The sequence below is a fragment of the Alcanivorax sp. 24 genome (genome assembly GCF_004360225.1).
GTDB classification, from domain to species: Bacteria; Pseudomonadota; Gammaproteobacteria; order Pseudomonadales; family Alcanivoracaceae; genus Alloalcanivorax; species Alloalcanivorax xiamenensis.
On the sequence record NZ_SNUA01000010.1, the window covers coordinates 102916 to 120247 of the forward strand.

The window sequence follows — 17332 nt, forward strand, 5'->3', positions numbered from 1 at the left end:
CTCTTATCCGTATTCAGGAAAGGCAGTATGGCGCCGTCCCATTGAAAGTGAAACGGCGTCTATCCGTAAGCTGGCTGCTATCGGATTGAAGGTGGGCTGAAAGGTTCATGGGCGGAAACCGGTGGGGCCGGTTTCCGCCTGACGGGCGGGTTGGCCCTGGTCGCCTGGGGCGAGGGGCAAGCGGGATCAGACGTTGAAGCGGAAGTGCACCACGTCGCCGTCCTTGACCACGTACTCCTTGCCTTCCAGGCGCCATTTGCCGGCGTCCTTGGCGCCCTGTTCGCCGTTGTAGGCGACGTAATCGTCGTAGGCGGTGACCTCGGCGCGAATAAAGCCTTTCTCGAAGTCGGTGTGGATGACGCCAGCGGCTTGCGGGGCGGTGGCGCCGATCTTGACGGTCCAGGCGCGCACTTCTTTTTTGCCGGCGGTGAAGTAGGTGTGCAGACCGAGCAGACTGTAGCCGGCGCGGATCACCCGGTTCAGGCCAGGCTCTTCCATGCCCAGGTCAGCCAGGAAGTCGGCTTTTTCATCGTCGTCCAGCTCGGCGATTTCCGCTTCGATCTTGGCGCAGATCGGCACCACCGAAGCGTTTTCCTTTTCCGCCAGTTCCCGTACCGCGCCCAGCAGCGGGTTGTTGTCGAAGCCGTCCTCGTCCACGTTGGCGATGTACATGGTGGGTTTGAGGGTGAGCAGGTTGAGGCTGCGCAGTTGTTTGCGTTCGTCGTCACTCAGTTCGGCGGCCCGGGCCGGTTCGCCTTCGTTCAGTAACGGCAGCACTTTGTCCAACACCGGTAACAGCGCCTGGGCTTCCTTGTTCTGGCCCTTGGCGGCCTTGGTGGCGCGCTGATGGGCGCGTTCCACGGTGTCCAGATCGGCCAGCGCCAGTTCGGTGTTGATGACGGCGATGTCGTCCAGGGGGGACACCTTGCCGGCCACGTGGATCACGTTCTCGTCATCGAAACAGCGCACCACATGAGCGATGGCGTCGGTTTCGCGAATGTTGGCCAGGAACTGGTTGCCCAGGCCCTCGCCTTTGGAAGCGCCGGCCACCAGACCGGCGATATCGACGAATTCCATGGTGGCCGGCAGCACCCGCTCCGGGTTGACGATGGCGGCCAGCTTGTCCTGCCGTGGGTCGGGGATGGGCACCACGCCGGTGTTCGGCTCAATGGTGCAGAAAGGGAAGTTCTCGGCGTCGATGCCCGCCTTGGTCAAGGCGTTGAAAAGAGTGGACTTGCCCACGTTGGGGAGTCCCACGATGCCGCACTGAATACCCATAACCATACCTCCACGTTCGAGGGCGCAATGCTACTCAAGCCGCCGGCAAAAAGCGACCGCCATGGCGGGGTTGCCAGGGAGCCGTGGCGAACAGGCGCTGGCGCCGATATGACGGCGCCGGGGCGCGGCTAGACTGGCTGGTCAGAAAACCAAGAGTCCGATGATCATGCGTATCCTTTACCAGTTTCCCATTTCCCATTACTGCGAGAAGAGCCGTTGGCAATTGGAGCACAAGGGGCTGGCGTACGAGACCCGCGACCTGCTGCCCGGAGCGCACTGGCCGCGAACGCGCTGGCTGGCCCGGATCGGTACCGTGCCGGTGCTGCGTGACGGTGAGCGCAGGGTGGGGGACTCGACCAGAATTGCCTATTACCTGGAGAAGTACTATCCCGAGCGTTCCCTGATTCCCGAGGCGCCGGCCTTGCGTCATCGGGTCATTGAACTGGAGCAACAGTTCGACCGCCTGGGGGTTCATTTGCGGACCTGGATGTACGGACAGGTGCTGGATCGCCCGGAAACCATGGAACTGTTGCTGTCGCCGGCGGCAATGGCCCCTTGGTTGACGCGGTTGCTGGCGTCGCCCCTGCGTCAGGTGATCCGTCGCAAGTACGCCATCGAGCCGAAATCGGTGGTTTATGCCAGCGAACGGGTCGAGGAAGGGCTGACGCTGGTGGAGAATCTGTTAGCCCGGAACGGGGGCGATTACCTGGTGGGAGAAAGCCTGACGCTGGCGGACATTACCGCCGCCAGTCTGCTGGCGCCGATGATGGGGATTGCCGGCACCCCTTGGGAAGGGATTGAGATCGCCAGTTTGCCGGAGCCGGTCCAGCAGCAATTCCAGGCCAACCGCGAACGGCCCGCCGGGCAATGGGTGAAGGAGCGTTACCTGAGTGACCGGTAGAGGGCGTGGCGGTCAGGCGCGAAAGCCGTTCAGGTGGTTCATGGCGGTGTTAAGGTCGCCGCGCAGCAAATCGGGGGTATAACGCACCGCTTCGTCGATGGCATGTTCGATGAGCGTACGGTCGGCGGTGGACGGTTTGTTGAGCACATGGGGTGTGACCAGTTGGGCGCTGCCCGGGTGGCCGATGCCGATGCGCAGCCGGTAAAAGTTCCGGTTGTTGCCGTGGCGGCTGATGATGTCCTTGAGGCCATTGTGGCCGCCGTGCCCGCCGCCTTGCTTGAACCGGGCGGTGCCGGGTGGCAGATCCAGCTCGTCATGGGCGACCAGGATTTCCTCGGTGGGAATCTTGAAGAAGTTGGCCAGAGCAGCGGTGGACTGGCCACTGCGGTTCATGAAAGTGGTGGGCACCAGCAAGCGGATGGTTTCGCCTTCGAAGGTGAACGTCCCGGTGACACCGAAGTACTTCTTTTCCTCGTTGAGGTGAACCCCGTGAGCACGGGCCAGCGCGTCCACATACCAGATGCCGGCATTGTGGCGGGTCTGCTCGTACTCCTGCCCCGGGTTACCGAGGCCGACAATCAGTCGGACCGGTGCCATGTCGCTATCCTGAAGTCATAAAAAACGGGGGCCGAGGCCCCCGTTTCGTTTCGGGCCAATTATTCCTGGCCTTCGCCTTCCGCTTCGCCACCTTCCTCGGCGTCGTCGCCACCGCCACGCACTTTCGGCTTGTGTACCGCGGCAACCGGCTGGTCGTGGCTTTCGCCGTGGCTCAGCTCGACCAGGGTCACGCCTTTCGGTAGTACCAGGTCGGACAGGTGAACCACTTGCTCAAGGGCAACATCGGCCATGTCCACTTCGATGAATTCCGGCAGGTCCTGCGGCAGACAGCTGACCTGAACCTCGGAGATGTTGTGGTGGACCTCACCGCCTTCCTTCTTCACGCCCACGCTGGTTTCTTCGTTAATGAAGTGCAGCGGAACGGTCATGGTGATGGCATGGCTGGTGTCCACGCGCAGGAAGTCGGCGTGGATCGGGAAGCCGCTGGACGGATGGCGCTGCAGATCACGCAGTACCGCCTGGTGCTCCTTGCCTTCCAGTTTCAGGGTCAGCACGTGGCTGTAGAAGGCTTCGTTTTCCAGGGCTTTGCGCAGCTCACGCATTTCCAGGGACAGCATGGCGGGCTCGTCGGTACCACCGTAGAGAACGGCGGGAACCCGGTCTTGCAGACGACGCAGGCGGCGGCTCGCACCTTTCCCCTTGTCGCTGCGTGCTTCAGCGTTCAGTACAAACTCATTGCTCATGAGTATTCTCCGGTAAAGCTCCACGGCGCCCCGCGACCAGGCGCACCGGGAGGGATCAATCGAATGGAACCGGCAACCAGGCCGGAAGGGGGCGGATTATGCCGGAAAAGAACGCTAGACGCTAGACGCCGGACGCCGGACGAAAAGCAAAAAGCCCGCCGAGGCGGGCTTTTGGAAAGCGTCAGGCGTCCGGCGTTACACCAGCTCGAGGCGGTCGAACATGGCGGACAGGGATTCCTCGTTGTTCACCCGGCGTACCGTTTCAGCCAGAATCGGTGCCAGGCTGAGGACGCGGATGTTGGGGCAGGCTTCGCCTTCCAGGGACAGCGGGATGCTGTCGGTGACCACCAGCTGATCCAGCGGGCTGTTGCGGATGTTGTCGATGGCCGGGCCGGAGAGTACCGCGTGGGTACAGTAGGCGTAGACCTTGGCGGCTCCGTGGTCTTTCAGGGCCTGGGCGGCTTTGCACAGGGTGCCGGCGGTGTCGACGATATCGTCCACCAGGATACAGGTGCGGCCCTCGACTTCACCGATGATGTGCATGACCTGGGATTCGTTGGCTTTCGGGCGGCGCTTGTCGATGATCGCCAGATCCAGGTCATTGAGCTGCTTGGCCAGGGCACGGGCGCGGACCACGCCGCCCACGTCCGGGCTCACCACCATGGCGTCGTCATACTTCTGGCGCTCGATATCGGCCACGAACAGAGGCGTGGCGTAGACGTTGTCCACCGGGATATCGAAGAAGCCTTGAATCTGGTCGGCGTGCAGGTCCACCGTCACCACCCGGTCGATACCCACCGCGGTAATCATGTCGGCCACCACCTTGGCGGTGATGGGCACCCGCGCGGAGCGAACCCGGCGGTCTTGACGGGCATAGCCGAAGTAGGGCATGACGGCGGTGATGCGGCCGGCGGAGGAGCGGCGCAGGGCATCCGCCATCACCAGCACTTCCATCAGGTTGTTATTGGTGGGGTTGCAGGTGGACTGGACGATGAACACGTCCTTGCCGCGTACATTCTCCTGGATGTCCACGGCGACTTCGCCGTCGCTGAAGGTGCCGACTTCGGCATCGCCCAGGGGAATGCTGAGATGCCGGGACATGGCCTCGGCGAGAACCGGGTTGGCGTTACCGGAAAAGATGACGAGTTTGGACACTGGCGTCCCCTAGGATGTTGAAAGTACTGTTTTGAAGTACTACAGGAAAGATGGCTGGGGTACCAGGACTCGAACCTGGGAATGACGGGATCAAAACCCGTTGCCTTACCAACTTGGCGATACCCCAACACTAACTTGCTCAGGACGTTCCTGAATTCTGTCTGGCCCGAAGCGTTGCCAGTGCCTCCCGGAGTGGGGAGATTTGTTTGCTTCGTGCCACAAAACCTGTCCAGTGCTGTGGCAACCTCGGCAGTAATTGCCGGGCTGCTTGCTCACCGGCAAGGCGTGCGAAACAGCAGGCGCCGGTGCCGGTCATGCGGGCGTTGCCCGCTTCTCGCTGGAGCCAGTCCAGGGCTTCCGCTATGAGCGGAAAGTGCCGTTTGGCCACGCTTTCACAGTCATTTTGCAGACTGTCCAGGATGCCCCTGTCCAGCGAGGCCGGTACTGTAATGGGGGGTGTGTGCCTTGTCAATTCCTTGTCGCCGAAAATTCGAGCGGTCGGAACGGCAATGCCGGGGTGCACCACCAGAAACCATTCTTCGGGCATGAACACCGGAGTCAGGCGTTCGCCGACGCCTTCCGCCCAGGCGCTGTGGCCGGCCACGAATACCGGAACGTCGGCACCCAGCTTCAGCCCCAGAGCCATCAGTTCCGACTCTTCCAGGTTCAGATCCCAAAGCAGGTTCAGACCGCACAGAGCGGTGGCGGCGTCGGAAGAGCCGCCGCCGACCCCGCCCCCGGCGGGTAGCCGTTTTTGCAAACGCAGACGCGCGCCCTGGCGGCATCCGGTGTGCTCGCGCAGAAGCCGGGCGGCCCGCAGTACCAAATTGTCGTCATCGATGGGCAAGTCGGGGGCGTCACATTGGAGGTGGAGATCGTCGCCCGGCTCAAAGTAGAGGCGATCGCCATGGTCCAGGATCACGAACAGGGTTTGCAGCTCATGGTAGCCGTTCGGGCGGCGGCCAGTGATATGCAAAAAGAGATTCAGCTTGGCCGGCGCCGGTAGATCGAAGGGGGTCATGGCAGCGGTTGCCAGTCGCGGATCAACAGAGTGAACCGGTTACCGTCCTGCTCCGCCTTGATGCGATGGGGCAGCGTGACCCGGCCGACTGGTTCATAGCGGTCAAATTGCAGATGCCAGCCGAGCTGATTCAATGTGGTCAGATTGCCGGCCTGGTCGCGGTCACTCCGCGCCGGGGCGCCCGGCCAGACCAGGCCGCGACTCCAGTATTCCAGTGCCGAGACCGGCAGCCAGAATCCGGTCAGGTGCCAGGCCAGCTCTCCGGGAGTGCGGGCCTGCCATTCCCCCTTGGCGGTGCGCAGATGGGCCAGGCCCGGGTCCCAGCGCAGTTCGGCACTGCCGAAACCCAGGGGGCCGGAGAACTGGATCTCGCCCTGGCGCGGCGTCTGATGCCAGTCAAAAGTGGCGGAGCCGCCGTCGGCGTCGGTGCGGTAGCCCAGTTTGCCGGACATGCGCCACTTCAGAATCTGGTCGGGACGGGTGAAATCGGTGCTCACCGGTTGCTGCTGACAGGCGGCCAGAAAAAGGGCCAGTGCCAGGGCGGCGATGCGCATCATAATGACACTCCCAGACGTTGCAGGGTGTCGCGCAGCAGCTCGCTTTCCGGGTCGTCGGCGAGGGCGTCGCGCCAGACCGTGCGAGCTTCGTCGCGCTGACCCAGATTCCACAATACCTCACCCAGATGAGCGGCGACCTCGGCATCCGGATACTGGGCGTAGGCCCGCTGCAGATAGTCCAGAGCTGGCTGGGGGCGTCCCAACCGGAACAGCACCCAGCCCATGGAGTCGAGAATGGCGGGATGGTCCGGCTCCTGCTCCAGAGCCTGGCGAATCATGTCGTGGGCCTGATCCAGATTGATCCCCAGATCCGCCCAGGTGTAGCCCAGGGCGTTAAGAGCATCGGTATTGCCCGGGCGCAAGGCCAGCACTTTGCGCAGATCGCCGGTGGCCCGGTCCCAGTCCTTGAGCAGCGTGGCGGTCATGGCGCGGGCATAGAGCAGATCGGGGTCGTCGGGTAGCTCGCTGACCGCTTCATCCAACAGGGCCATGGCCCCGGGAGTGTCACCGATGTCGGTGCGGATCTCCGCCTCGGTAACGTACAGCAGTGAGGTATGGGCCGGGTGCTGTTGCATCAGACTGGTCATCAAGGCGTGCCCCTTGGCGGTCTGGCCGCGCTCGTACATCAGCCGTACCGCCTGGACCCGGGCGGGCAGAGTCTGAGGACCCTGCACCTGCATATAAAGGTCGATGGCCTGGCTGGGCACGCCCTGCTGCTCCGCCGCCTGAGCCAGCTGCATGCGCACCTCATCCGGGCGGTAGCCCTGATCGAGCAAGGCCTGGAGCCGCTCCTGCGCGACCTCGGCGGCACCGGACTCCAGCGCCATCAGGGCCAGGGAATATTGCAGATCCAGATCGTCGGGGTCCTGAGCGGCGAGAATTTCCAGCTGTTCCTCGGCGCGTTCGTGCTCGCCATCGGCCAGCAGCACACGAATATAGGCGAGGCGGTAACGGCGCTGCTCCGGTGCCTTATTCACCATCTTGCGCAGGTGGCGCTGGGCGCGTTTCTGCTTCCCCATGTCATGCCAGAGCTGGGCTTTCAGCAGCAGAGCTTCGTTGTGATCCGGGTTGCGTTTGAGGGTCTCGTCGGTGGCTTCCATGGCTCCTTCCAGATCGCCTTGTTCACGCAAGTCCAGAGCCCGTGCATACCACAGCGGAGCGTGCTCCGGGTAACGGGTGGCGAGGCTGGACAGTGCATGCAGCAATTCCCGGTTGCCCTGCTGATCCAGATTCTGGGCCTCCGCTACCAGAGGCACGAGAGCTTCGGTGCCGTGATGGGCCACCAATCGATCCACATGATCGGCGGCGGCATCACCGTCCCCCAGGTGGATGTCGGCGAGCGCGGCCAGACGCAGGGCGTCGGGGTCCCGAGGAGACTGCGCCAGCCATTGGTTGGACAGTGCCCGGGCCTGGTCGAAGTGGCCGAGGTAGGCGGCCAACTGGGTGGCCTGGCCAATCACCTTGGGATCGCCGGTGCGCTCCGCCACCGGGGCGTAGTAATCCAGGGTCAGATCCAGCGCCTGACGCTGGGCGGCGGCTTCCGCCACCAACAGGTCACCGATATCGGTACCATCGTACTTGACTGGCGGAATGGTGGGCGTGGGCTCGGAGGCGGTGGCGGGATCCTCGACCTTGGGGGCCGGACTGGCGCAACCGCCAAGCAATAAACTGGCGATCAGTGGCGGGATCGCGGCATAAAACGGCGAACGTGGTTTCATCGAACTCGCTGTCACGGCACGGGGGAGCGGCTATCATGGCACAGACATTTGCGTCACCCAAGGGGCCGCGCCACGGGGCTCCCGCTGCTGCTCCCGGGCCTGGTGGCGCGGTGCCGTACAGACTATAAACAGGCTCTCATTGTTTCCGCGGGCGCTTTCGAGCAAAATGCGTGACCCATGCCGGGTCGTCCTGTCCATATGAATCTCTTCGCAGTCGGGGTCAATCACACCACCGCGGACGTGGAGTTGCGTGAGCAACTGGCGTTTTCAGCGGATCAGGCCGACCAGGTGCTGGCCGTCTTGCGCGATGAGCTGCCCGGCGTTCGCGAAGCCGCGCTGTTGTCCACCTGTAACCGTACCGAATTGTATTGCCTGGTGGACGGCCCCATCCCCGATTTCAGTGATTGGCTGGCCCGTGCCCGGCGTATGTCCTCGCAGCGGTTGCGTGACGTGGTCTACCAGTATCGTGATGAGCAAGCGCTGGAACATATGATGCGGGTGGCTGGTGGGCTCGATTCCCTGGTGCTGGGAGAACCCCAGATTCTCGGGCAGATGCGTGAAGCCTATGCCCGTGCCCATGAGGCTGGCCTGCTCAACAGCGAACTGGGGCGGGTGTTCCAGGACGTCTTCTCGGTGGCCAAGCGCATTCGCACGGAAACCGGTATCGGCGCCAATCCGGTATCGGTGGCCTATGCGGCGGTCTCCTTTGCCCGGCATATTTTCTCTGACCTGAAGAAAAGCCGTGCATTGCTGGTCGGAGCCGGGGAGATGATCCAGTTGGTGGCCCGGCATCTGCATGAACAGCAGGTGCGGGAAATCGTCATTGCCAACCGGACACTGGAACGGGCCAGTGAACTGGCGTCCGAGGTGGCGGGACGCGCCATCGCCCTGGAAGAATTGCCGGTGGCGCTGGAGCACGCGGACATCGTTATTTCCTGCACCGCTTCACCGCTGCCGGTGCTGGGTAAGGGCACGGTGGAACGGGCGCTGAAGCGGCGCCGGCACCGCCCCGTGTTCATGGTGGATATCGCCGTGCCCCGGGATATCGAGCCGGAAGTGGGTAAATTGGACGACGTCTATCTATATACGGTGGATCACCTTCAGGAAGCCATCGAGGAGAATGTTCGCGCCCGCCAGGAGGCGGCCCGCGAGGCCGGTGAGTTGATCCGGGAGGCGGTGCACCGTCATCGCCGTTCGCGCCGTGAGCAGCGCGCCGCCGGTGTGTTGCGGGATTACCGGCAGCAGCGTGTGCTGCTGGCGGACCAGGAGCTGGAGCGCGCACTGTCGCAGCTGCGGAACGGCGTGGATCCGGAGGATGTCCTGCGCCGCTTCAAGCACAACCTGGTTAACAAATGGCTGCACCAGCCCAGCGTGTCACTGCGGCGGATGGCCGCCGAAGGTCGTGTGGAGGATCTGCGCACCGCCCGGGAACTGCTGCTCGGCGACGAGCCTGATCAGACCTGACGCCGCGTCGCCCGGTCCCTCTTTTTCAACATCGGAAACCTCTATGAAAGCTTCGCTGAGCGCCAAGCTCGAGAAATTGACGGAACGTTTCGAGGAACTGAGCGGCCTGCTGTCCGATCCGGACGTGATTGCCGAGCAGAAGCGCTTCCGTGCTTTTTCCAAGGAGTACGCGGAGCTGGAACCGGTGGTGCGGGGATTCCGGGAGTATCGCTCCACCGAGGAGGATATGGACGCAGCCCGTGCGCTCGCCGAGGACAGCGATCCGGAAATGCGTGCCATGGGGCAGGAGGAACTGCGCGAGGGGCAGGCGCGTCTGGAGCAACTGGAAAGCGACCTGCAACGGGCCATGCTGCCCAAGGACCCCCGCGATAATGCCGGGGTTTACCTGGAAATCCGCGCCGGCACCGGCGGTGACGAAGCGGCGCTGTTCGCCGGTGACCTGTTTCGCATGTATTCCCGTTACGCTGATCAGCGCGGCTGGAAGGTGGAGACGGTGAGCGCCAGCGAAGGCGAACACGGTGGCTATAAGGAAGTGATCGCGCGGGTGATGGGCGATGGCGTGTATTCCCGCCTCAAGTTCGAATCCGGTGCCCACCGGGTGCAACGTGTGCCCGCCACCGAATCCCAGGGCCGTATTCATACTTCGGCCTGTACCGTGGCGGTGATGGCGGAGGCCGAGGATGCCGGCGATATCGAGATTCGCAACGAGGATTTGCGCATCGACACTTATCGTTCCTCCGGTGCCGGTGGGCAGCACGTCAACACCACCGACTCGGCGGTACGCATCACCCACTTGCCCACCGGCGTGGTGGTGGAGTGTCAGGACGAACGCAGTCAGCACAAGAACAAGGCCAAGGCCATGTCCCTGCTGAAAGCACGTTTGCTGGACGCCCGCGAAAGCGCCGCCCATGCGGAACAGGCCGCCCAGCGTAAGTCCCTGGTGGGCTCCGGTGATCGCTCCGAGCGTATCCGCACCTATAACTTCCCTCAGGGCCGCCTCACCGATCATCGCATCAATCTGACCCTCTACCGCCTCAACGAAATCGTCGCCGGTGACATGGACGAAGTGTTGGACGCTCTGCTCGCCGAACATCAGGCGGAACAGCTGGCGGCGCTGGCGGACGCCGGCGGCGCGGAGTAACCGGTGCGCATCGACCAGGCACTGCGAGAAGCCCGCTCCCGTCTGCGGGCCTCGCCCAGCGCGGCGTTGGATGCGGAGTGTCTGCTTGCCCACGTGCTGGCCCAATCCCGCACCTATCTGTTCACCTGGCCGGAACGGACCCTGAATGAGTCCCAGCAGCGGCATTTCCTGGAACTGCTGGCGCGCCGTGAAGCCGGTGAGCCGGTGGCTTATCTGATCGGTGAGCGGGAGTTCTATGGCCGGCGGTTTCGGGTCTCGCCGGACACCCTGATTCCGCGACCGGACACCGAGACCCTGATTGACGCCGTGCTGGAACGGATGCCTGAATCGCCGTTACGAGCGGTGGATCTGGGCACCGGCACCGGCGCCATCGGCATCACTTTGGCGCTGGAAAGGCCGGCCTGGTCGGTGTTGTTGGTGGATATCAGTGAGGCGGCTCTACAGGTGGCGAAGGACAATGCCCGGACTCTTGGGGCGACGGTCGAGATGGTTGGCGGAACCTGGCTGGCGGCGCTGTCGGGCCCGTTTGAACTGATCGTATCCAACCCGCCTTATGTGGATCCCGAAGACCCGCATCTGGGGCAGGGCGATGTTCGCCATGAGCCGCGTACCGCCCTGGTGTCGGCGGAACAGGGGCTGGCGGATATTCGTGTGCTTGCCGATCAGGCCATGACGCGCCTGGTGGAAGGGGGTTGGCTGATGTTGGAGCACGGTTATGATCAGGGCGAGGCGGTACGCACTCTGTTGACGGAGCGAGAGTATCGAGAAGTGGAGACGCTCCGCGATCTGGGAGGGCAGGATCGCGTCACTTTCGGGCAAAGATAACCGGTGCCGACGACAGGCGGAGACACCATGTTCAACGACGACCAGCTAATGCGTTACAGCCGGCAGTTGCTGCTGGCGGACTTCGATCTGGACGGTCAGGAGGCGTTGAGCCGTGCCCGGGTGTTATTGGTGGGATGTGGCGGTCTGGCCAATCCGGCGGCCCTGTATCTGGCCGGCGCCGGTGTCGGTGGGTTGTTGCTGGTGGATGACGACCGCGTGGAGGCGTCCAACCTGCATCGGCAGGTGGCTTTCCGCGCCGATCAGGTGGGGGAGGACAAAGCCCTGGCCCTGGCGGCGCAATTGCGTTCGTTGAATCCCGATGTGTCGATCACGCCAGTGGTGGCCCGAGTCGGCGCTGACTGGCTCGATCATCAGCTGCTGGAAGTGGATCTGGTGCTGGATTGCACCGACAACTTCGCTACCCGGCAAGCGGTCAACGCCGCCTGTGTGCGTCACCGCAAGCCGCTGGTAAGCGGCGCGGCCATTCGTCTGGAAGGTCAGATCGCTGCTTTCGATCTGCGCCGAATCGACAGCCCCTGCTATGCCTGTTTGTTTGGCGACGGTACCGAGGGCGATCTGCTCTGCAGTGAGGCGGGGATCCTGGGGCCGGTGGTGGGTACCGTGGGTACCTTGCAGGCACTGCTGGCCATGCACCTGCTCACCGGCAAACCGGTGGCTCCGAAACTTCACGTCTTCGATGGGCGCGCCCTGAGCTGGCGGCAATTGGCACTGCGCAAGGACCCGCATTGCCCGGTGTGCGGTGATCCCGTCGCCAGGGAAGACGGATGATCAGGCTCAGGAGACATGGATTGGCGTAGTCTTCGCCGCCAAGGCCGCTTCCCACGGCAGTAACCACAAAGTCACCGTGGGGAGCGGCTCTGGCCGCGAATGGAGCGGTTGCTCAACGATTACGGATCAGAGCACCTTGGTTGGAAAGGCGCACAGCGGACTGCCGGAGCAGTTTTCCGGAGTGACGAACAGCAGCCGTTCACCGGTGGGATCGTTGACCGGATCATCGCTGACGAAGGCCACGAAGCCGAAGAAGTAAATCCCTTCCGCACCCTTGGCATTGGCATCCGCCACCACTTCCGTGTAGGTGCCCGCCGACTCCGCCAGTTCATAGCTGAAAGTAGCCTGGCTGTTTTCATCCTTGATGTAGAGATTGGCGTATTCCGCCGCACCGTTGGTATTGACGAACGCGAAGGGGTAAATCCACAGGTAACCCTGATTGCCTTGCTCAGAGACGGCGGTAAGGAACTCTTCCTCGGTCTCTTCAAGGTCGGCTGGAGTGGAACGGTAGCTGTAACGGGCCGTGCCATTAACGGAGCGCTGCCAAAGGTAACCGGCATTGCCGCTGCCATCCGTGATCGGTCCCAGGAGCAGGTAACCGTCCTCTCCTTCCTCATTGGCCGCGTCAATGAGTGCCGAGGCGCTGGTTGCAAGACCCGGCGTCACCTTGGTTTCGTAAGTGGCACTGGTGCCCTGCTGGCGCATGTAAACGGTTTGAATGGTCGTGTCGCCATGCAGGCTGATGTAAGGAGCGTTCAGGGAGAAACCCTCTTGCCCTTGAGCATTGGCCTCGGCCACCAACTGATCCAGCGTGGGTTGTTGCGGACTGATCCGGTACTCATGGGTGGCATCCTGTTGGCGGCCGAACAGCAGCCCCCCCACATCCACGTCGGAACCAAATTTCACTGGCCCCAGGAAAACATAGCCTTCGGCGCCCATATTGATGAATTGCGTTTCGCTGAACTGGGTTCCAGGCAGAAATTCATAGTGGTATGTGCTGGCGTCGCCATCGCCACCGCCGTCACCATCTCCCCCACCGTTGTCCCCTCCACCGTTATTGTCGCCGCCACCGCTGCTTCCGCCTCCGCCACCACAGGCGACCAGGGTGATGGAAAACAACGAAACGAAAAGGAATGTAAAGGTACGTTTGAACATAACAGCATCCTTGTTCATGCATCGTGTTGGGCACCCCCTGTCGTCAAACCAGGGGCGCCAGGTAAAGAATCAGTAATCAACGATGCTCCCCGATCCGGCGCTCCCGGGAGGGTCGGTCGAATAGCGATTTGCCGGATTTGGCAATCAGTCGTCGTTCTTGCCGATGGAAGTCATGTCATCCTTTGTGTCCTGGACCGCCTGGCCGGTGTCCTGCACGGATTTAACCGTGCCGTTCACGGCGTTGGTGGCCTTGTCGGAAGTTTCCTGCACCTTGTTGATGGCGTTGGAGGTCTTGTCCAGGGCGTCATTCATCTTGTCGAGGAAGCCGGCCTGGGCGTTCACGGAGAAAGCCAGTGCGCAGGCGGCGGAGGAGGCGATGAGCAGGGGTTTAAGTGTCATTGTCGGTCTCCGTACGGTTAACCGTTGTTCATGGAAGAGGCCCGGAATGGTCGCGCCCTCCGGACAATTGGCAAAAGTAGTCACCGACGTGGAGAACCCATACCGACTCCGACGTCGGGTGTCGTAAAATAGGGGACAATAATGCCGGAGTGCATAGCCATGGCTCTTGGGAGGGGAACACGGGTATCGATGTGTTCCCGGCGCAGCTTCCGGAGTGTTGTCACCCGGTTAAATGAAAGTTATCGCCGGTGCCCGGTCTGAACCACCCTACCGTGGTAGGGTTTTCAGCCGTCGCCAACGACCTAGGATGGAATGGCGAATGAATGAGGAAGCGGGGCTTCACGGGAAACCGGAAGAAAGGAAGGGAAACGCTGAGTATGCCCTGGTGGTGGACGACCATCCTTTGGTAGTACGCGGTGTGGTGGAGTACCTGGTGTCACACTGCGGTTACCGTTCAGTGCACAGCGTTGCGGATGGTGACGCCTGCATGGCATTTATCACCGATAACGGAGCGCCCAACCTGGTCATTATCGATTTCTGGCTTGCCGATGGTGCCGCGCCGCCGTTGGTGAAGGCCTTGTCCGATCATTGCCCCTCAACCCGTCTGCTGGTCATGAGCGGTGATGATGGCGTTGGTATCGACGCCCAGGCACGGGACGCCGGTGCCCACGGCTTTATTCATAAGAATGAATCACCGGAGACGTTTGCCCGGGCGGTGGCGGCTTTGCGCCGGGGGAAAACCTGGTTCGCGGATGCCGACCCGGCGTCGGCGGCAATACTCCGGTCCCGCCGGGAACTGCTGATCAGCCCGGCGGATCTGGGATTGACCCGGCGCCAGGGCGAGGTATTGGCGATGATGCTTAAAGGGTTGCCGAATAAACGGATCGCCACCGCTCTCAACGTCACGGAGCAGACGGTGAAGGAACACGTGTCGTCCATCCTGCAGAAACTCGGCGCCAGTAATCGGGTGGAAGTGATCGCGTTACTGCACGGGCGGCGCCTGCGGCTATGAACTCTCCCCCTGCCAGAGGTAACGCCGCGGCGCCCGCCATGGCCGATCTGAGCGCCGATGGTCGCGCCCGCTTGTTGGACATTACTCGTGTCAGGCTGTTTTATAGCGCTTCGGTAACGCCATTCGCGGGCATGGCCTTCATCGTCTGGTTTTATCTTCAGGGGCAGGATATTTCCTGGTTGCTCGTGGAACTGGCCGCGTACCTGCTGGGCGTCTGGCGGCTGTTCGTTCTGCGCCGGCGTTACCTGGCGGACAGGGCGTCCCTCGATAGTGAGACGGTGCTTGAAAAATGGCTGCCGATCGTCAAGCGCATCGCCGTTCTGCATGGTTTTGGACTGGCCCTGGTCGTGTTTCTGACGGCGGGCAAGGTGACGTTCGAGTTTGCCGCCGTGCTGCACATTACCTACGCGGGTACCATCGCCGCCAACGCAACACATCAGACCCCGGTGTGGGGTGTGTTTCTGCGCTTTTTCCTGTGTTGCTGGGGGCCGGTGGTTTTAATGATGCCCTGGACGGTTCCCGAGCATTGGCATTTCGTGTTGCTGATGGGGGTATTGTTCGGCGTTGCCATGTATCGCCATGGCATTACCTCCCACCGCTTCTTTGTGCAGCAAATGAAACTGGAAGAGGACAGTGCTGCTTTGGCTAAACGTTTCCGTGCCGCCAAGGAAGAAGCGGAGCAGGCCCTGCAGGACAAGAACCGGTTTCTGACCACCGCCAGTCATGATCTGCGCCAACCGGTGCATGCCATGGGTTTTTTGATTCAGGCCATCGCCCACCGTAATCGTGATGAAACGCTGAATGGCCCGTTGCGGGATTTGCAGCAGAGCGTGCGTTCGGTGGACCTGATGTTCAACTCGTTGCTGGATCTTTCCAAGATGGAAGCCGGTGCGGTGATCGCGCAGCGCACCCCGGTGCTGTTGGACGCGATCATCGAGGATGTGGCGACTATGTTTCGCGAGGAAGCCAACAGTCGTGGTCTGGATTTGCGTATCCGTATCGCCCGGCGGGAGGCGGTGGTTCTGGGGGACGCCAGCCTGATTCGCCGTTGCTTGATCAACCTCACTCACAATGCTCTGCGGTATACCCCCCATGGCGGTGTCCTGCTGTCGGTACGCCGCCGTCGGGGAAGCTGGCTGCTGGAAGTCTGGGATACCGGAATCGGAGTGGCGCTGGAAGAACAGAAAAATATTTATACTCCGTTTTACCGCAATGCTTATTCCTGGGGGATCGACAGTGCCGGCCATGGCCTCGGGCTGGCGATGGTGGCTCGCAGCGCCAAGATCATGGAGGCCGGCTATGGTCTGGACTCGGTGGAAGGGCGTGGCTCCCGGTTCTGGTTATCATTGCCGGCCATGAAACACTTGAAAACCGGTCACACAGGCTCGAATAACGCCACGACTATGTCGTTGACCCGGCTGGTGCCGCTGAGTGGGAGCTGTCTGGTCATCGATGATGATCCTCTGGTGGCCAAGGCCTGGCAAAGTTTGATGGAAGCCTGGGGAGTGGAGGTCCATTGCGCCGCTTCCGGTGCCGAGGCATTTGAGGTGTTACGGGGAGGGTTTCAGCCTCAGGCGATTCTTTGCGACCAAAGGCTGCGCTCCGGGGAGAGTGGCTTTGAAGTCTTCCAGGCGCTGTTGGAGGCGTGCCCGGAGTCCGGTGGTGCGATGGTCAGCGGTGAATTTCATTCCCCTGTACTGGAGCAGGCGGAACGGGACGGTTATCTGGTGTTGCGTAAACCTTTGCAGCCGCCACAACTGCACGCGGTATTGTCACAATGGCTGGAACCGACGGAGGCGGCCGCCGAAAGTGATCGCTCCGGGTCAGCCGGATAGAGCCACCACACGATGATTGAGCCGGGTGATTTGCCGTGCCATGTCGGTCATCAGCCTTTGAATCAGAGTGGGATGAGCCCGGATCAGCTGATGGAACTGGCTGCCGGGCACCCGCACCGCGGAACAGCGTGTCCGCGCCCTCACCGTGGCGCTGCGTGGGGCGCCGGTTAGCACGGCAATGGCGCCCAGCACCTCACCCTCGCCGACCTGGCCGACGGCCACCTCATCCACCAGTACATCCGCTTCGCCTTCGAATAAATGATAGACATCGGTTGCGTATTCTCCCTGACGGATCAGTATTTCACCGGGCTGAAAGTAGACAAAGGCGGAGTGAGCGTGATGATCCTCGCCGGCCCTGGCCGCCAGCATGTGCAACAGCAAGCGCTCCCTCTGGTTCCGCAGGTGCTCCCATAGAGCAGTGAGATGAGGCTCTTTTCGCACTCTCTGAAGCACAATTTTCCACGGATAGGCGGCCAGCAGCACGGCGCTATCCGCCTTGTAGCTCAGTTCCGTATACTGTGGCAGTACATCCCCTTCATCACACAGAAACAGGGGGCTTTCGCCGTGACGGGCCACCACCATGCCGCCCCGTACCACGTGCAGACAGTCTTCGTGGAGCGGTAGCCTGTCCGCCGGCGGCTGTGGGCGAGAGATGGCCAGGTCCGCCAGAGCCACGGTCAGTTCACTGCCCAGTCGCTTGTAGTCCCGTGCCAGCGCGGCAAAGCCGGGGAGAGGGTCGCCAAGTGTCATCATGGTGTTTTGTCGTCCGCGGTAGCCGAAA

General features: G+C 62.2%; 17 protein-coding genes and 1 tRNA gene. 7 read left to right on the forward strand and 11 right to left on the reverse strand.

The features are described from left to right. Positions 1–186 precede the first annotated feature (186 nt). Positions 187–1278 carry a redox-regulated ATPase YchF gene (ychF, locus tag E0L37_RS14245; protein WP_133492386.1) on the reverse strand — a complete coding sequence of 364 codons (1092 nt, stop codon included), beginning with the start codon at positions 1276–1278 and terminating at the stop codon, positions 187–189. 160 nt (positions 1279–1438) lie between these two features. Here ychF and E0L37_RS14250 point away from each other — a divergent pair, with 160 nt between their 5' ends. Further along, complete coding sequence (locus tag E0L37_RS14250; protein ID WP_133492387.1) at positions 1439–2179, forward strand: glutathione S-transferase family protein; 741 nt, start codon at positions 1439–1441, stop codon at positions 2177–2179. 12 nt (positions 2180–2191) lie between these two features. On the opposite strand, the gene pth is transcribed toward E0L37_RS14250, so the two are convergent. From pth to E0L37_RS14285, 7 genes are all read right to left on the reverse strand, one after another. After that, positions 2192–2776 (reverse strand): aminoacyl-tRNA hydrolase, encoded by a 585-nt coding sequence (gene pth, locus E0L37_RS14255; RefSeq protein WP_133492388.1) that lies wholly within the window; start codon positions 2774–2776, stop codon positions 2192–2194. A gap of 59 nt (positions 2777–2835) precedes the next feature. Next, positions 2836–3480 carry a 50S ribosomal protein L25/general stress protein Ctc gene (locus E0L37_RS14260; protein ID WP_133492389.1) on the reverse strand — a complete coding sequence of 215 codons (645 nt, stop codon included), beginning with the start codon at positions 3478–3480 and terminating at the stop codon, positions 2836–2838. 195 nt (positions 3481–3675) lie between these two features. Then, on the reverse strand, positions 3676–4635 hold the full coding sequence (locus tag E0L37_RS14265; RefSeq protein WP_133492390.1) for a ribose-phosphate pyrophosphokinase: 960 nt from the start codon (positions 4633–4635) through the stop codon (positions 3676–3678). Between the two features lie 51 nt (positions 4636–4686). After that, positions 4687–4762, reverse strand: a tRNA-Gln gene (locus E0L37_RS14270). Between the two features lie 12 nt (positions 4763–4774). After that, positions 4775–5656 carry a 4-(cytidine 5'-diphospho)-2-C-methyl-D-erythritol kinase gene (gene ispE / locus E0L37_RS14275; protein WP_133492391.1) on the reverse strand — a complete coding sequence of 294 codons (882 nt, stop codon included), beginning with the start codon at positions 5654–5656 and terminating at the stop codon, positions 4775–4777. Continuing rightward, on the reverse strand, positions 5653–6213 hold the full coding sequence (gene lolB, locus E0L37_RS14280) for a lipoprotein insertase outer membrane protein LolB (protein WP_133492392.1): 561 nt from the start codon (positions 6211–6213) through the stop codon (positions 5653–5655). The genes ispE and lolB overlap by 4 nt, the downstream gene beginning before the upstream one ends. Then, positions 6210–7931, reverse strand: a complete 1722-nt coding sequence (locus tag E0L37_RS14285; RefSeq protein ID WP_133492393.1) for a tetratricopeptide repeat protein — start codon at positions 7929–7931, stop codon at positions 6210–6212. The genes lolB and E0L37_RS14285 overlap by 4 nt, the downstream gene beginning before the upstream one ends. 198 nt (positions 7932–8129) lie before the next feature. Here E0L37_RS14285 and hemA point away from each other — a divergent pair, with 198 nt between their 5' ends. From hemA to E0L37_RS14305, 4 genes are read left to right on the forward strand one after another with little or no spacing between them, the layout of a single operon-like run. Next, positions 8130–9395, forward strand: coding sequence for a glutamyl-tRNA reductase (hemA, locus tag E0L37_RS14290; RefSeq protein ID WP_133492394.1), 1266 nt, complete (start codon positions 8130–8132; stop codon positions 9393–9395). Positions 9396–9438: 43 nt separating this feature from the next. Further along, the gene (gene prfA / locus E0L37_RS14295) at positions 9439–10536 is read left to right on the forward strand and encodes a peptide chain release factor 1 (protein WP_133492395.1); all 1098 of its coding nucleotides are present in this window, start codon (positions 9439–9441) and stop codon (positions 10534–10536) included. A 3-nt stretch (positions 10537–10539) separates the two neighbouring features. After that, on the forward strand, positions 10540–11361 hold the full coding sequence (prmC, locus tag E0L37_RS14300; RefSeq protein ID WP_133492396.1) for a peptide chain release factor N(5)-glutamine methyltransferase: 822 nt from the start codon (positions 10540–10542) through the stop codon (positions 11359–11361). Between the two features lie 27 nt (positions 11362–11388). Further along, positions 11389–12150: a molybdopterin-synthase adenylyltransferase MoeB gene (locus E0L37_RS14305; RefSeq protein WP_133492397.1), complete on the forward strand. Its 762-nt coding sequence runs from the start codon at positions 11389–11391 to the stop codon at positions 12148–12150. A gap of 126 nt (positions 12151–12276) precedes the next feature. Here the strand turns inward: E0L37_RS14305 and E0L37_RS14310 are convergent, their stop codons facing one another. After that, positions 12277–13305: a hypothetical protein gene (locus E0L37_RS14310; RefSeq protein WP_166643071.1), complete on the reverse strand. Its 1029-nt coding sequence runs from the start codon at positions 13303–13305 to the stop codon at positions 12277–12279. 144 nt (positions 13306–13449) lie between these two features. Further along, positions 13450–13704 (reverse strand): hypothetical protein, encoded by a 255-nt coding sequence (locus tag E0L37_RS14320; protein WP_133492400.1) that lies wholly within the window; start codon positions 13702–13704, stop codon positions 13450–13452. 319 nt (positions 13705–14023) lie between these two features. Here E0L37_RS14320 and E0L37_RS14325 point away from each other — a divergent pair, with 319 nt between their 5' ends. Then, positions 14024–14716, forward strand: a complete 693-nt coding sequence (locus E0L37_RS14325; protein WP_133492401.1) for a response regulator transcription factor — start codon at positions 14024–14026, stop codon at positions 14714–14716. Further along, on the forward strand, positions 14713–16551 hold the full coding sequence (locus E0L37_RS14330) for a hybrid sensor histidine kinase/response regulator (protein ID WP_205655624.1): 1839 nt from the start codon (positions 14713–14715) through the stop codon (positions 16549–16551). The genes E0L37_RS14325 and E0L37_RS14330 overlap by 4 nt, the downstream gene beginning before the upstream one ends. Here E0L37_RS14330 and E0L37_RS14335 read toward each other — a convergent pair. Further along, positions 16540–17304, reverse strand: coding sequence for a Crp/Fnr family transcriptional regulator (locus E0L37_RS14335; RefSeq protein WP_133492402.1), 765 nt, complete (start codon positions 17302–17304; stop codon positions 16540–16542). The two genes, E0L37_RS14330 and E0L37_RS14335, sit on opposite strands and share 12 nt — an antisense overlap. Between the last annotated feature and the right edge of the window lie 28 nt (positions 17305–17332).

What these genes read in the sequence shown, in the direction of transcription:
- ychF (WP_133492386.1), bottom strand. Translation starts at nt 1,278, where the DNA reads ATGGGTATTCAGTGCGGCATCGTGGGACTCCCCAACGTGGGCAAGTCC.
- E0L37_RS14250 (WP_133492387.1), top strand. Translation starts at nt 1,439, where the DNA reads ATGATCATGCGTATCCTTTACCAGTTTCCCATTTCCCATTACTGCGAG.
- pth (WP_133492388.1), bottom strand. Translation starts at nt 2,776, where the DNA reads ATGGCACCGGTCCGACTGATTGTCGGCCTCGGTAACCCGGGGCAGGAG.
- E0L37_RS14260 (WP_133492389.1), bottom strand. Translation starts at nt 3,480, where the DNA reads ATGAGCAATGAGTTTGTACTGAACGCTGAAGCACGCAGCGACAAGGGG.
- ispE (WP_133492391.1), bottom strand. Translation starts at nt 5,656, where the DNA reads ATGACCCCCTTCGATCTACCGGCGCCGGCCAAGCTGAATCTCTTTTTG.
- lolB (WP_133492392.1), bottom strand. Translation starts at nt 6,213, where the DNA reads ATGATGCGCATCGCCGCCCTGGCACTGGCCCTTTTTCTGGCCGCCTGT.
- E0L37_RS14285 (WP_133492393.1), bottom strand. Translation starts at nt 7,931, where the DNA reads ATGAAACCACGTTCGCCGTTTTATGCCGCGATCCCGCCACTGATCGCC.
- hemA (WP_133492394.1), top strand. Translation starts at nt 8,130, where the DNA reads ATGAATCTCTTCGCAGTCGGGGTCAATCACACCACCGCGGACGTGGAG.
- prfA (WP_133492395.1), top strand. Translation starts at nt 9,439, where the DNA reads ATGAAAGCTTCGCTGAGCGCCAAGCTCGAGAAATTGACGGAACGTTTC.
- E0L37_RS14305 (WP_133492397.1), top strand. Translation starts at nt 11,389, where the DNA reads ATGTTCAACGACGACCAGCTAATGCGTTACAGCCGGCAGTTGCTGCTG.
- E0L37_RS14310 (WP_166643071.1), bottom strand. Translation starts at nt 13,305, where the DNA reads ATGTTCAAACGTACCTTTACATTCCTTTTCGTTTCGTTGTTTTCCATC.
- E0L37_RS14320 (WP_133492400.1), bottom strand. Translation starts at nt 13,704, where the DNA reads ATGACACTTAAACCCCTGCTCATCGCCTCCTCCGCCGCCTGCGCACTG.
- E0L37_RS14325 (WP_133492401.1), top strand. Translation starts at nt 14,024, where the DNA reads ATGAATGAGGAAGCGGGGCTTCACGGGAAACCGGAAGAAAGGAAGGGA.
- E0L37_RS14330 (WP_205655624.1), top strand. Translation starts at nt 14,713, where the DNA reads ATGAACTCTCCCCCTGCCAGAGGTAACGCCGCGGCGCCCGCCATGGCC.
- E0L37_RS14335 (WP_133492402.1), bottom strand. Translation starts at nt 17,304, where the DNA reads ATGATGACACTTGGCGACCCTCTCCCCGGCTTTGCCGCGCTGGCACGG.